This window comes from Acidovorax sp. FW305-C-20-28 (genome assembly GCF_058783375.1).
Window position 1 is genome coordinate 53,467 of sequence record NZ_JBYSYM010000026.1, and the last position, 12,743, is coordinate 66,209.

General features: G+C 67.4%; 15 protein-coding genes. 10 read left to right on the top strand and 5 right to left on the bottom strand.

All coding sequences use genetic code 11. The annotated features are described in order from the left end of the window. Positions 1-87 precede the first annotated feature (87 nt). The 3 genes from AC3WOH_RS25435 to AC3WOH_RS25445 all read left to right on the top strand — a co-directional run bounded on the left by AC3WOH_RS25435 (position 88) and on the right by AC3WOH_RS25445 (position 2,237). Positions 88-906 (top strand): hypothetical protein, encoded by an 819-nt coding sequence (locus AC3WOH_RS25435; RefSeq protein ID WP_492232118.1) that lies wholly within the window; start codon positions 88-90, stop codon positions 904-906. 94 nt (positions 907-1,000) lie between these two features. Beyond that, positions 1,001-1,405: a hypothetical protein gene (locus AC3WOH_RS25440; RefSeq protein WP_492232119.1), complete on the top strand. Its 405-nt coding sequence runs from the start codon at positions 1,001-1,003 to the stop codon at positions 1,403-1,405. Positions 1,406-1,532: 127 nt separating this feature from the next. Further along, entirely contained in the window at positions 1,533-2,237 is a 705-nt protein-coding gene (locus tag AC3WOH_RS25445) for a hypothetical protein (protein ID WP_492232120.1), read from the top strand. Between the two features lie 252 nt (positions 2,238-2,489). On the opposite strand, the gene AC3WOH_RS25450 is transcribed toward AC3WOH_RS25445, so the two are convergent. After that, positions 2,490-4,292, bottom strand: coding sequence for an RCC1 domain-containing protein (locus AC3WOH_RS25450; RefSeq protein ID WP_492232121.1), 1,803 nt, complete (start codon positions 4,290-4,292; stop codon positions 2,490-2,492). A 130-nt stretch (positions 4,293-4,422) separates the two neighbouring features. Between AC3WOH_RS25450 and AC3WOH_RS25455 the strand changes: the two genes are divergently transcribed. From AC3WOH_RS25455 to AC3WOH_RS25480, 6 genes are all read left to right on the top strand, one after another. Then, positions 4,423-4,755 (top strand): hypothetical protein, encoded by a 333-nt coding sequence (locus AC3WOH_RS25455; RefSeq protein ID WP_492232122.1) that lies wholly within the window; start codon positions 4,423-4,425, stop codon positions 4,753-4,755. A gap of 157 nt (positions 4,756-4,912) precedes the next feature. Continuing rightward, positions 4,913-5,899: a quinone oxidoreductase family protein gene (locus tag AC3WOH_RS25460; RefSeq protein ID WP_492232123.1), complete on the top strand. Its 987-nt coding sequence runs from the start codon at positions 4,913-4,915 to the stop codon at positions 5,897-5,899. 54 nt (positions 5,900-5,953) lie between these two features. Further along, on the top strand, positions 5,954-6,874 hold the full coding sequence (locus AC3WOH_RS25465; protein ID WP_492232124.1) for a LysR family transcriptional regulator: 921 nt from the start codon (positions 5,954-5,956) through the stop codon (positions 6,872-6,874). Positions 6,875-6,939: 65 nt separating this feature from the next. Then, positions 6,940-7,932, top strand: coding sequence for an alpha/beta hydrolase (locus AC3WOH_RS25470; protein ID WP_492232125.1), 993 nt, complete (start codon positions 6,940-6,942; stop codon positions 7,930-7,932). 25 nt (positions 7,933-7,957) lie between these two features. Then, on the top strand, positions 7,958-8,383 hold the full coding sequence (locus AC3WOH_RS25475) for a DMP19 family protein (RefSeq protein WP_492232126.1): 426 nt from the start codon (positions 7,958-7,960) through the stop codon (positions 8,381-8,383). Between the two features lie 251 nt (positions 8,384-8,634). Continuing rightward, on the top strand, positions 8,635-9,540 hold the full coding sequence (locus AC3WOH_RS25480) for an alpha/beta fold hydrolase (RefSeq protein WP_492232127.1): 906 nt from the start codon (positions 8,635-8,637) through the stop codon (positions 9,538-9,540). A gap of 23 nt (positions 9,541-9,563) precedes the next feature. On the opposite strand, the gene AC3WOH_RS25485 is transcribed toward AC3WOH_RS25480, so the two are convergent. From AC3WOH_RS25485 to AC3WOH_RS25500, 4 genes are all read right to left on the bottom strand, one after another. Next, the gene (locus tag AC3WOH_RS25485) at positions 9,564-9,932 is read right to left on the bottom strand and encodes a DUF1428 domain-containing protein (protein WP_492232128.1); all 369 of its coding nucleotides are present in this window, start codon (positions 9,930-9,932) and stop codon (positions 9,564-9,566) included. 104 nt (positions 9,933-10,036) lie between these two features. Then, positions 10,037-10,603 (bottom strand): hypothetical protein, encoded by a 567-nt coding sequence (locus tag AC3WOH_RS25490; protein WP_492232129.1) that lies wholly within the window; start codon positions 10,601-10,603, stop codon positions 10,037-10,039. Between the two features lie 153 nt (positions 10,604-10,756). Continuing rightward, a complete protein-coding gene (locus AC3WOH_RS25495) occupies positions 10,757-11,746 on the bottom strand; it encodes a hypothetical protein (protein WP_492232130.1) in 990 nt (329 codons plus the stop codon). 289 nt (positions 11,747-12,035) lie between these two features. Continuing rightward, entirely contained in the window at positions 12,036-12,173 is a 138-nt protein-coding gene (locus AC3WOH_RS25500; protein WP_492232131.1) for a hypothetical protein, read from the bottom strand. 196 nt (positions 12,174-12,369) lie between these two features. Between AC3WOH_RS25500 and AC3WOH_RS25505 the strand changes: the two genes are divergently transcribed. Continuing rightward, positions 12,370-12,738, top strand: a complete 369-nt coding sequence (locus AC3WOH_RS25505) for a DUF1428 domain-containing protein (protein WP_492232132.1) — start codon at positions 12,370-12,372, stop codon at positions 12,736-12,738. Positions 12,739-12,743: the final 5 nt, after the last annotated feature.

Genomic DNA, 12,743 nt, shown 5'->3' on the forward strand with positions numbered 1-12,743 from the left:
AGCTGCATGGCAAACGCGAAATGGGTCGATTCAGGAGCTGCGTTTACGATGGCTGCGAGGGAGTTTTCGAGCCATAAAAAATACACCATGAGAGACCACCGCCACCCCGAAAGCCTGGCCCCTGCGCTGCCAGCTGCCCATGCAACGAGCGCAGCCACATCCGGAAGCACCGCCCGCGCAACCGATGCGCCAGCACAGCGCCGCCGCAGCCGCGAGGAGCTGGCCGCCGCCCAGCAGCGTGCCCAGTCGCGCGTGCAGAGCGAGGTGCAAAAGCAAAAGGATCGGGAGCGCCGCGCGCGGATGCGGCAGGCCCAGCGGCGGCGCGAGCAGCAACTGCAGCAGCCTGCCCTGCGTCTGTTCGTGCCTTACAAGCTGGCCATGGTCTTCGTGGCCATGCTCGTCTTCGCCTTTGGCGGTGCGGTCTTCGAGATGATGCGGGGCGACCATTTCCTCGTCTCAGGCCATGCCAGCCTGCGCGCTGCCACGCCCTGGCTGGTGCTGGCCGCGGCGCCACTGTGCTACTGGGCACTGTGTCGCACGGAAGTGCTGGGGCCCTGGTGGGTGCGGCAGATGCCTACCTGGTTCTTTCGGCAGATGGTCGTGTACCCCATTGCAGCCTTGCTGGCTGCCGCAGCGCTGGGGGCCGCTCCCTGGGGCTGGGCCGCATACCTCGGCGAGCTGGTGGGCAAGCCAGCTCGCGTGGAGGCCCGCGTGGTGTCGGTGGAGCCACCGCAGATATCCAGCAGCTGCAATCAATACGCCCGCTTGGAATTTCGCGGCAGCACGGGCCGGGTGTGCGTGAACACCGCCTTGTCGGGCGTGATGCCGCGTGCCGGCGATGCCGTGGTTGTGTCGGGGCTCGTGTCGCGCTGGGGGCTGCATGTAGGGGCGGTGCATGCCAGGTGAGGCCAGGGGGCGAAGGCGCAGGCAGACCCCCGAGGAACTGGCGGCCATACAGCGGCGCTCTGAAGCGCGGGTGTTGGGCGAGGTTCGCAAAGGCATGGGGGCCATCCAGCCGCTGCGGGCGCGGTACCTGCGGCTGGCCCGGCTTGAGCGGGAGCAGGAGCGCGCCAGGGTCTTGCTGCCCCACTGGGTCGCCATTCCCGCGGTAGCGGCGCTCGTCTTCGTGTGCGGTGGCGTCTATTTTGAGTGGGCCATGGGCGGGGGATTCCTGTTCTTCGGCCACGCTGCTCTGCGTGTGGAGGCTCGGATGCTTTCCATCGATGTGCTGCGCATCCATGCCCGCTGCGGTCAGCATGCCCGCCTGGAATTCCAAGGTGCGGTTGCGCGCATCTGCGTGGAAGAGCGCCTGGCCGCGAAGGCTCCCAAAGCCGGGGATGCGGTGGCGGTGTATGGCCGTGGTTCACGGCTGGGCTTGTATGTGCGGGAGATCCATGCCAAGTGAGCGCACGGATTTCCGTCTGCCGGCCAGCAGTCGGATGGGCGATGGTCCCCATGGCGCACCAACTGGTGCCGGTGCGGGCGATGTGGCCGACCCGCCTGGAATGGAGCCCGCAAGGCCTGGGCCAAGGGTGAACCCGGACGAACAGGAGGCGGCCCGCATCGAGGCGCGCTTGTTGGCGATTGGCGAGGCCCAGGTGCGCGAGATGAAGGCACGGGAGGCGGCCCGCAAGAATCGCAGGCCCTGGAACTTCGATGCGCCGGCCAAAGCGCCCAGGCGCTGGATGGTGCCGCGCAAGTACCGGATTTTGGTGCTGCTGGCCGTTGCCTACCCGGTGATCGGCACAGTCCTCGGGCTGGGCCTGGCACAACGATTCATGTGGTTTGGCGAGGTCGCATACGGTCCGCTGGCGTGGCGGCTTTTTCTCGGATTGCTGCCAGTGTTTGCAGCCCTGTGGTTCATTGCGATGCGGATGGAGCAGGCGCACGAACCCCGTGCGCGCAGCTGGGTCGGGCGTTGGCTGTTTGCGTACCCCGCATCGGTGGGGCTCAGTGCCTGCATGGTGGCCACGGCGCCCTGGGGCTGGGCCGCGCTGCTGGGGTGGACCTTGGGTTCGCTTGCCCGCGTGGAGGTGCAGGTGGCGTCCGTCGAGCAGCGTTACTCACGCCGGGGGTGCAGCCATATTGCGGCATTCGAGCTGCGGGGTGCGACTTCTTCCGGGATCTGCCTGCACCGGCGCCTGGAGGGCACCATGCCGCCGGCTGGTGGCACGGTTGAAGTGTCTGGGAAGTTGTCCTGGCTGGGGTTGTATGTGGAGCAGGTGCATGGACGGTGAGTTCACTGCGGGTGGCTGAGCGCTCGCGCCTTTCAGCGCTCGACGGCGCTGCCAGGGCCTTGCACCATGGTTGGTGTCATCCACCCCCGTGGGCGCGCCGTCGGTGTGGCGGTGTCCTGCAAAGGCCCTGCTGGTTGCGCTCGATACTCCGTGTGTTGTGCATCCACGCCGAGCGGGCCGGCGGGGCCGCATTCGCGGATCCGCCGGACGCGGGGCCTGATCGATCCGGCGTGGCGTTGTGAGGGCAGGCCCTCAGGACGATTCCGTCACTTTCACTTTTACGTTGGCCCGCACCTGTCCTGCCTCGCCGCCGATGGTGAAGTACAGCACCACCTCCACCTCCTCGCCGCCGCGGATCAGCGTGGCGGGGCAACCCCAGGCCCTGCCCACGTAGGTGCCAGGTGCCACAGGGGATCTGCTCTCCTCGCGGAGGTTCGGTACATCGACGTAGGTGTCGCCCTTGAGCAGCCGGACCGAGGTCGGCATGAATCCCGCGGGCAGGGTGTTGCCCGCGGTGGCCTTCAACTCGTACCCGACGGACAGGTTGTTGCAGCCGGTGCGATGGGCCCCGGGAAAGAAATCCACGTTGACCTGCGTCTGCAGCAGTTGCAGCGTGGTGTTGATGGGGGGCGTCACGGGCTGCGAGGCGCGCACTTGCTGCGCCCACTGGGCCAGGCGGCCCAGGTCGCGCAACTGGCCGCCACTGTCGGGGCCCAGGTACATCAGGTGCGGCGTGCCGTGGCCATTGACCGCGAGATAAGTGTTGCCAGGGTAGGCGCGGACCAGGTAGTTGCGGATGCCGTTGAAGATGAACGGAATGTTGAACTGGGGTGGGAAGGTCCGTGGCAGGCTGGCCTCTGCCCAGTCCAGCACCTGGTTTGCATCGGCCAGCGGGCCAAGTCCCAACACAGCATAGGGCGTGGCGGACGCCCCATTGAAGCAGGCCGCGAGATTGGTGCTGGGGTAGCTGTACTGCACACCCGGGTAGTAGGCCCCCACGGTATCGCAAAGGCCATCGCCACGGCCGATGCCGATGCCCCAGCAGTTGATGTAGCCGCCATCGAGCACTGCGCAGGCATGCGTTGCGCCTGCACTGACGGAGATGGCATCGGCGACGCCCAGCACCTTGCCGGTTTCCGGTGTGGCGGATTCCCGGTGGTAGCCTATGCCCAGCTGCATGCTGGCATTGCTACCCCAGCACTTCACGGTTCCATCGGCGAGCCCGGCGCAGGTATAGCCCGGCCCCACGGCAACGGCCTTGGCCGCGCCGCCCAGGCCCGGCACATCCACCGGCGTGCTCACCGGCGTGGCACTGGCCGGCGTGCCCAGCTCTCCCTTGGCATTGCTGCCCCAGCAGGCGATGGCGCCGGTCTTGCGCAGCACGCAGGCGTGGCCGTCGAAAAGGGCCACGTCCACCGCGTCGCCGATGCCCGGCACCCGGGTGCCCGTGCCAGGGGCCGGGGCCATGCCACCCGGCGCTGTGAGCTGCGGGGTGCCGCTGCCGTAGCACCACACGCTGCCATCGCGCTTGACCCCGCAGGTGCTGCCGTTGCCGGCGGCCACGCGGGCCACTTCGTACAAGCCCTCCACGTAGGTGGCCTGCGCTGATGGCGTAGCGTTCACCGGTGCGGCGCGCTGGCCTCGGCTGCCGTCGCCCCAGCAGTACACCACTGCCTGGCTGAGCGCGCACCCATGGGTGGCGCCCACGGCCAGTTGGTTGGCCTGCCGCACCCCGGCGATGGCCTGGCCTGGTGTGTCTGCCGTGGCGGGGCCGAACGAGAGGCTGCCCATGTCGCCCCAGCAGCTCACGGTTTCGTCCTTGCGCAGTGCGCAGTTGAAGCCCTTGCCCGCGCGCAGGTCGGCAATGCCCGCGGTGCTGGTCTTGGCCAGTGGCACGGCGCCCCAGCACTGGGCCACCCAGTCGTTGGAGACGGAGCACGAAGTGTCGTACCCCGTGCTGAGCGTAGTGGCCCGGGCAGGCGCAGCGGCCAGAAGCAGCAGGCCGGCGAGCAGGACCCCAAGCCAGAGGAGGGGAGCTGGAACAGTGTTGCGCATGCGGCCGTTCTATCAGTTTCGCTGCCGTATGCACACACAAAAAACACCTGGTCACGAATGGCCTGGCGCCCGCGCGCGGCACAATGCCGACCGGAATTTCCGTCTGCAACCCCTTCAATCCAGACTGTCCATGACGACCGAGCCTGTGCGCTGCCAACTGGTCATCCAGTTCCCCGATAGCTACTTCACCTCGCTGGACGAGGTACATGCCTTTGAAGACCGCCTGATCGCCTGCATGCCCAAGACCTGCGACGTGGATGGGCACGATGTGGGTTCGGGCACCGTCAACTTCTTCATCTACACCGGCTATCCCAATGCGGCCTTTCTGACTTTCCGGAAGTATCTGGGCACGAACAAGGTGGAGAAGAAAGTGCGGGTGGCGTTCCGCGAAGCCACGGGCGAGGACTTCACCAACCTCTGGCCCAAAAGGGATCCGCGGCCCTTCCACTACTCCTACGACTGAGCTTGCACCGGCCCTTGCGCGCAGCGGATCGAGGGCGCACCCGCATCCCATTGCTGCACCCCATGCACGGTTGAACTGCAGCCAGCCTGATTGCTGGCGCGGGCGCGCATGCCTACGCTTGGCCGGGTCTCCAACCCAAAGAAGCAGGAAAGCCCGCATGGCACAGCCGCAGCAACAACAAGTCGTCCTTCACGCAATCGGTGCCCCCGAGGTGATGCACCTTGAATCAGCCGAGAGAGAGGCCCCCGGCCCCGGCGAGGTCTGGCTCGTCCAGGCTGCCATTGGCGTGAACCCGCTCGATGTGAGCCAGCGCAAGGGCGCGGTGCGCATTGCCTTGCCCTCGGGCCTGGGGCTCGAAGGGGCGGGCACGGTGGCGGCCGTTGGCGCCGGTGTGACCAACGTCGCCGTGGGCGACCGCGTGGCCTATGCCACGGGGCCGCTGGGGGCGTACGCCAGCGCGCGGCGCTTTCCGGCCGACCGGCTGGTGAAGCTGCCGCATGCGTTGTCGTTCGACGATGCGGCGGCCGTGCTGTTCAAGGGCATCACGGTGCAGTATCTGCTCAAGACGACATACGCGGTCGGGCCGGGCACGCGCATCGTGCTCTACGGGGCTGCGGGCGGGCTGGGCCAGATCATGGCCGCCTGGGCGCGGCACCTGGGGGCTGTGGTCATCGGCGTGGTGTCCAGGGCCGAGAGCGTGGAGCGCGCGCGGGCCGCAGGCTGCCACGAGGTCTTCGTGTTCGACCCGGCCACACTGGCAGCGCAGGTGAGGCAGGCCACAGAGGGGCAGGGCGCCGACGTGGTGTACGACCCCATCGGCCGCGTGTCGCTCGAGGCCTCGCTCGACAGCCTGCGCCCGCGCGGCTTGTTCGTGTCCTTCGGCGCGCTGTCGGGCGCGCCCGCGCCCATCGACATGGGCACGCTCAATGCCAAGGGCTCGCTGTTCGCCACGCGGCCCTCGCTGGCGGCCCACACCGCCACGGCGGCCGAGTACCAGGAGCGGGCGCGCGATGTGCTCGATGCGGTCGCGGCCGGCGTCATCCGGCCGCAGGTCTGGCGCCGCTACCCGCTGGCCGAGGTGGCGGCGGCGCATGCGGACCTGGAGCAAGGGCGATCCCAAGGCGCGATTGTCCTGGTGCCCTGAAAAAATGGGCAGGGCCATGGCGTACAGTCCCCCTGACTGCTTTGCGATTGCCCCATGGACCTGCTCGACAGCCAACACGCCGATGAACTTGCCACGCTGCTCGCGCTGCACGCCGAGGGCTCGTTCGCGGCCGCGGGCCGGGCGCTGAACAAGCACCCCTCGGTGCTGTCCAAGCGCCTGGCTGCACTGGAGGCGCGCCTGGGCGTGCGCCTGGTGGAGCGCACCACGCGCCAGCTGCGCTTTACCGACGATGGCCTGCGCCTGGTCGAGAAGGTGCGCCATGCCGCATTGCTCATCGCCGAGGCCGAGAAAGAGGCGGCTCAGGGCGCACGCGAGGTGCGCGGGCGGCTGCGCCTGTCCATGCCCGCCGCCATGGGCCGGCGCTGGCTCAGCCCCATGGTGGCGGGCTTTGCCATGGCCCACCCCGAGGTGGTGGTGGAGGTGGAGTACGCCGAGCGGTTCGTCGACATCGTGGCCGAGCATTTCGACGCGGCCGTGCGCATCGGCGAGCTCGAAGACAGCCGCCTGGTCGCCACACGGCTGTGCGAGCACCGGCGCATTCTGTGCGCGGCGCCGGCCTACCTGCAGCGCCATGGCACGCCGCAGGTGCCGGCCGACCTGGCGCAGCACAACTGCCTGGGCTTCACGGGGTTGCGCTCGTACCCCGAATGGCGCCTGACGCGCGATGGCGTGACCGAATCGGTGCAGATCCAGGGCACCCTCATCAGCAACGACAACGAGGCCCTGCTGGCCGCCGCGCGCCTGGGCCTGGGCATCATGGCTGCGGGCGACTGGCTGGTCAGCCCCGACATTGCCGCAGGCCACCTGCTGCCGGTGCTTGCACCCTGGGGGCTCAATGCGCATGCCGGCATCTACCTGGTGCGGCCCTCGGGGCGCTTCAGCACAGCGGCCATGGCGGCGTTCAAGGCTTGGATGGTGGGGCAGTTCGCGCAGGGCGCGCCGTGGCGGTTGTGATGAATACCCCACGGAGCAACGACTTCTCACACCCCTGCTCCGGGCCGTGGGCAATACTCGGCGGCATGAAAGCAATTCTGTTCGGCCTGGCGGTGTCGACCGCGGCGCTGGCTGCGGTGGCGCAGCCGGCGGCTGGCCCGCGCGACCAGCCCATCGAGGCGCGCGGCCCGCTGGGCCCGCTCAAGGGCAGCCTGCTGGCCCCTGCCAAGGCGGGCGCGCCTGTGGTGCTCATCGTGCCCGGCTCGGGCCCCACGGACCGCAATGGCAACAACCCCCTGGGCGTGAACGCCGCCACCTACCGGTTGCTGGCGCAGGACCTGGCGGCCAAAGGCATTGCCACCGCGCGCATCGACAAGCGCGGCATGTTCGAGAGCAGCAAGGCCGTGGCCGATGCCAACGCCGTCACCGTCCCCGACTACGTGGCCGACGTGCACAACTGGGTGGGCGCCATCCGCCGCAGCACCGGCGTGCCCTGCGTCTGGGTGCTGGGCCACAGCGAAGGCGGCCTGGTGGCGCTGGCGGCGGCGCAGGGTGGCGATGCCGCCAGTGGCCTGTGTGGCCTGGTCCTGGCGGCCGCGCCTGGCCGGCCCCTGGGCCAGGTGCTGCGCGACCAACTGCGTGCCAACCCCGCCAACGCCCCCATCCTGGACCAGGCGCTGGCCGCCATCACCCGGCTCGAAGGCGGCGCCCGCGTGGACCCGGCCAGCCTGCACCCCGCCTTGCATCCGCTGTTCAACGAGGCGGTGCAGGGCTTTCTGATCAGCGCCTTTGCGCAAGACCCTGCCAAGCTCATCGCCGCCGCCAAAGTGCCCGTGCTGGTGCTCCAGGGCGAACGGGACCTGCAGGTGCCTGCGCAGGACGCGCGCCTGCTCGCCAAAGCCCAGCCCGCCGCCCAGCTGGTGCTGCTGCCCGACACCAACCACGTGCTCAAGGCCGTGCCCACCGACGATGCGGCCGCCAACCTGGCCACCTATGCCAACCCCGGCCAGCCGCTGGCGCCGGGCGTGGTGGATGCGGTCGTGCGCTTCGTCACTGCGCCGGGCAAGGCCCGGCCTTGACGGGCCGCACCAAGGAGACCATCCCATGGGTGTAAGCAACAGCCCCACCTGGAAGCAACTCGAAGACCGCTGGGACCAGGGCTTCGACACGCTGATGCGCGAAGAACAGGAAGCGATCGCGTTGTGGTGGCTGGAGGCCGAAACCATGAACGGCACCCTCAACCAGTTCTACTGGAACAACGCCGGCGACATGGCCCTGCTGGCACGCGATGGCCTGCGCAGCCTGGGCATGCTCATCACGCTGGCGGCGCTGGAATCCACGCTGGCCCACTTCGGCGATACCTACCCGCTCGACCGTGACGCACGCATGGCCATGCTGGAGGTAATCGAGGCGCAGCATGGCACGGACGTGTTCACGCCCGCGTCGCGCGTCATCCAGGATCTGCCCGAGGATTTCGTACAGGCTGCGGTGGACCGGTTGGCTGTGCTGTATGCGAGGGGCGTGTTGTAACGATCAGGCGGGCTTGCCACGTCCTTGCGCCAAACATGATGTGCCCGGTCTGGCCAACCGGCCGCGTCCCGCGTGACGACGACGGGAGTCGTCCGCGCTCGGCATGCTGTCCGACACCGCTCGGAGCAAGGCTTTCCTAGCATGCCCTGACCGGATTGCGCCCATGACCTGCATGGGCTGCCAAGGAGCATGCCCGAAATGAACCACGCTGCAGACAACAAGCACCGCCTCCAGGGCGACGGCGGGGGGCCGTGTACACCCCCGTGCGCCACCGGCGGCTGGATCTCGATGGCCTGGAGGTCTTCTACCGCGAGTGCGGGCCGCCCGATGCGCCGCTGGTGCTGCTGCCGCATGGGTATCCGTGCTCGTCGTTCGAGTTCCGCAACCTGATGCCGCTGCTGGGAGACCGGTGGCGCCTGCTGGCGCCGGATTTTCCGGCCAGCGGATTCAGCGCCACGCCTGCGGATTTCGACTACAGCTTCGGCGGGTTCGCGAGCTTTCTGGAGCAGTTCCTGGACGGGGTGGGGGTGGCCCGGGACCAGCGCTTTGCGCTGTACCTGCACGATTTCGGCACCTGGATCGGGCTGCAGACGGCCATGCGCCGGCCCGGGCAACTGGCCGCCCTGATCGTGCAGAACGGCGACATCTACGAGGATGCGCTGGGGGACAAGTACGAGGCCCTGCTCAAGGTGCTGGCCCTGCCCGAGGCACGGGCACTGCAGTCACTGCGCAGCGGCATGACCCGAGAGGAATGGGAGCGCGAGTTCATGAACGGCGTGCCCGAGGATGGCGAGCACGCGGCGCGTATGCCGCCCGAGCTGCTGGCATTGCATTGGCAACTGGCGACCGAAGAGCGCAAGGATATCCAGGCGCGCGTGATCCTGGGGTGGAAGGAGAACTTCGCATGGTTCCCGCGCTACCAGGCCTGGCTGTGCGAACACCGGCCGCCCGCGCTGATCACCTGGGGCACGCGCGATGGCTACATGCCCGAGAAGTCCGCCCGGGCGTGGCTGCGCGATGTGCCCGATGCCGAGCTGGACTTGCATGGCGATGGGGGCCATTGGTTGCTGGAGACGCATCTGCCGCAGGTGGCTGCGCGCGTGCGGGACTTCCTGGGGCGGCACCACGCGCGCCCCGGGGAGGCGGAGGCGCGATAGGCAGCGCGGCCCGCCAGGGCGGCTCAAGCCTTCACTTCGACCACCTGTTCGAAGCCGCCGAAGATCATGCGTTTGCCATCGAAGGGCATGGGTGGGTTGTCGGGGTTGGATGGGTCCATGCGTGGGTCTTCCATCATCTTCTTCATGCCCGCGTCGCGCGTGGCCTTGTCAGGCCATTCGACCCACGAAAAGGCCACTGTCTCCTCGGCCGTGGCCTGAACCGCGCGGCGGAAATCGGTGAGCTTGCCGTCCGGGACATCATCGCCCCAGCCCTCGATCACACGGATGGCGCCCAGCTCGATGAAGATCGGGTCGAACTGGCGCGCGTGCTCGATGAACTTCTGCTTGTTGGCCGTGGGAACCGCGATCACGAAACCATCGATGTAAGACATGCTTGACTCCTGTGGGTTGACCATTCGCGTGGTTCTGGCTGCTTGCCAGCATTGCGCAGTATCGGCCCGAACCCGGCATGTACCACCGATCTACCCAGTGCCCTCTAGGGCTTTGGGCAAAGCTGCCGGTCTGCGCTGAAGTTCACGAAGTGGGGCTTGGCCTCTTCGAACTTGAGGTAGAGCTTCATGTCCCCTTGCTTTTCCGTGTTGAGCATGAATGCCAGGTAGCCATCGATGGTGGCCTGCATGCCCTTCACCAGCTCGGTCTTGCCTGCGGACAGGCAGGGCGGGACAATGAGATTTTCCGCCTCGCGCTTGATCGCCTGCATGGTGGCCACGGGCATGGACAGGGCAATTCGCGATGTCGTTCCTGCTACCGTGCTGGCGTCCTGCCAACGGACGTAAAGATCGTCAACGGCCTTGAGCGCCAGGGCCAGGGCGTCCTTTGTCTTGGCTTCTTCCTGGGCTTTTTCCAATGCGGCGCGTTCTGCATCTGCGCGCGCCTGCTGTTGCTTGAGCTCAGCCTCCTTGGCGGCAGCCGCCGCACGCTGAGCGGCTTCCAGGGCAGCAGTCTTGCGCGCCTCATTCTTGTAGATGGCGGCCCCAATCGCCAGCACCAGTACGGCCAGAACGACCAACAGCACCCTTCCCCCCTCGCGTCCACGTCCCATCTCTTTCCCTCCTTGTTGGATCTGGAAGGGATTATCTGTGCAGCTGCTTGTGTCCCGTTTGCGAAATTTGGCACTCGCAAACCATCGTGGCGGCCGAGGGCAGAAGTTCAAGGCTGTTCACAGCTGTGACCTCAACGTCGGCGGCCACAGGGTCTATTTGCGATCCCCATACGGCGCCACGATTTTTCGCCATGTGCTGCCGTCGAAGGTCGACACCGACCACAGGTCCGCCACCACCAGCAGGCCGTCGTGCGCATCCATGTGGCCGGATGCGAGCACCGTCCTGCCTTCGTGCTCCGGTGCCACCAGTTCGTGCCCGTTCCAGACGCGCAACTGGTAGTCCGACGCCAGCCACAACTGGCCGCCAAACCAGCGCGCGTCGTTCCACAACACGCTGGACCCGCGCCGCTCCAGCAGGCGCCAGGTGGAGTGCTGGCCCGCCCACAGCGAGCCCCCTTCGCCCGTGATGTAGACCGTGCCATCGCCGGCACAGGTCACCGTTTCCAGGTGCTCGTCGCTCGGAAACTGCATCTGCCGCCAGGCGCTGCCGTTGAAGTGCCACACGTCCCCGTGGCCGCCCACGGCGTACATGTCCGTTTCGGAAAACGCGTCCAGGTCATGGAAGCCTGCCGCCTGCAGCGATGCTTCGTCCAGGGACATGGGAATGCCCTCGATGCGCGACCAGCGGCCCACCGCCTCGCGCCGGTACAACTGGCGGGCGATGCCCACGGAATACGTGGTGCCGAAAAGGCACTTGAGGCGGTGTGTCGCCGGCCGTGCCCCGGGGGCGATCTGTTCCATGGGGCCGTTGTTACCGCCGCCGAAAGGCCATACGTCGCCATCGCGCCCCATGGCCGTCACCATGCCCCCCGGTCGCTCGAACGGCGCGCGGCTCACGCCCAGGCGTGGGTAGCCAAAGCCCTCCAGCTCCTGGTAGCCCACGTTGTCGTCTTCGGGGTCCGACAGAAAGATCGACGCGATGCGCGTGGGGATCTGGCCGTCCATCAGGTGGGTGGCCTCTTCGTGCGGTATGGCCTTGCGCGCCAGCGTCTGCAGCGTGTCGCGGTCGCGGATGGCCACGCCGGTGATTTCATAGCCCTGGTAGACGTCCTGCCAGGCGGACTCGTTGAGTACGGGGTTCATGCGGTGCGGCGCCCGGGCATCATGGCAGCGGGGGTGGCGAGGTGGTCCATGGTCGAGATCATCGCCGATGGCGGTGTGGCGCATGCAAAGGCGATGGGCTTCATCACCTGGGATAGACGCTGGCGCCTAGTGTTCTGTCCCGTAAATACGTGCCAAAAGTAAAACCGATGGATTTCGCGGCAGGGCGAGGCGCAAACCGCAGCGATAGCTGTAGCTATCGCGAGGATTTGCAACGCGGCCCTGGCGTGAAAGACGCGGTTTTATTGGCATTTATTTGCGGGACAGGACACTAGGCACTCCGCGCCCGCGCAGGGTGCTGCGCCAGCTGAATCCGGTCTTCCAGCGTGGAGAACACCAGGGCGAACGCCATGCCCACCAGGACACCGAGCACGGTGTCCAGCACGCGCCCCGGTGTACCAGGCAACATGTGAAGCTTCCTCCAATGGCCAGGATCGGGTAGTGGTGAGGGGCTGTTCGCGCTGCCCAGCGCAGCGTGCAGGCCCATGGCTACTACCGTGGGGAGGGCACCGGCACTCCATGATCGATGGGGCCTGCCGCCGTTCGTCGTGTGGATAGGGGTGCGCGACAGGCACGTCGCTTGTTCAACTTCACAGGAGCAAGCCATGTCTTACATCGATGGTTTTGTGATCGCAGTCCCCACCGCCAACAAGCAGAAGTTCATCGCGCACGCGCGCCAGTTCGACCCGATCTTCATCGAGCTGGGCGCCATCCGCGTGATCGAGGGCTGGGGCGATGATGTCCCTGACGGCAAACTCACCGACTTCCGCCGCGCCGTCCAGGCCACGGCCGAGGAAACCGTGGCCTTTTCGTGGGTCGAGTGGCCGGACAAGGCCACCCGCGACGCGGGCATGAAGAAGATGGTGGAAGACCCGCGCATGGACCCTGCCAACCCCGGCAACCCACCCATGCCTTTTGACGGCAAGCGCATGATCTTCGGTGGCTTCGAGCAGGTGGTCGAAGTGAAGGCTTGACCACC

Coding starts and splice junctions, on each gene's coding strand:
- AC3WOH_RS25435 (WP_492232118.1), top strand. CDS start 88: ATGAGAGACCACCGCCACCCCGAAAGCCTGGCCCCTGCGCTGCCAGCT.
- AC3WOH_RS25440 (WP_492232119.1), top strand. CDS start 1,001: ATGGGGGCCATCCAGCCGCTGCGGGCGCGGTACCTGCGGCTGGCCCGG.
- AC3WOH_RS25450 (WP_492232121.1), bottom strand. CDS start 4,292: ATGCGCAACACTGTTCCAGCTCCCCTCCTCTGGCTTGGGGTCCTGCTC.
- AC3WOH_RS25455 (WP_492232122.1), top strand. CDS start 4,423: ATGACGACCGAGCCTGTGCGCTGCCAACTGGTCATCCAGTTCCCCGAT.
- AC3WOH_RS25460 (WP_492232123.1), top strand. CDS start 4,913: ATGGCACAGCCGCAGCAACAACAAGTCGTCCTTCACGCAATCGGTGCC.
- AC3WOH_RS25465 (WP_492232124.1), top strand. CDS start 5,954: ATGGACCTGCTCGACAGCCAACACGCCGATGAACTTGCCACGCTGCTC.
- AC3WOH_RS25470 (WP_492232125.1), top strand. CDS start 6,940: ATGAAAGCAATTCTGTTCGGCCTGGCGGTGTCGACCGCGGCGCTGGCT.
- AC3WOH_RS25475 (WP_492232126.1), top strand. CDS start 7,958: ATGGGTGTAAGCAACAGCCCCACCTGGAAGCAACTCGAAGACCGCTGG.
- AC3WOH_RS25485 (WP_492232128.1), bottom strand. CDS start 9,932: ATGTCTTACATCGATGGTTTCGTGATCGCGGTTCCCACGGCCAACAAG.
- AC3WOH_RS25490 (WP_492232129.1), bottom strand. CDS start 10,603: ATGGGACGTGGACGCGAGGGGGGAAGGGTGCTGTTGGTCGTTCTGGCC.
- AC3WOH_RS25495 (WP_492232130.1), bottom strand. CDS start 11,746: ATGAACCCCGTACTCAACGAGTCCGCCTGGCAGGACGTCTACCAGGGC.
- AC3WOH_RS25500 (WP_492232131.1), bottom strand. CDS start 12,173: ATGTTGCCTGGTACACCGGGGCGCGTGCTGGACACCGTGCTCGGTGTC.
- AC3WOH_RS25505 (WP_492232132.1), top strand. CDS start 12,370: ATGTCTTACATCGATGGTTTTGTGATCGCAGTCCCCACCGCCAACAAG.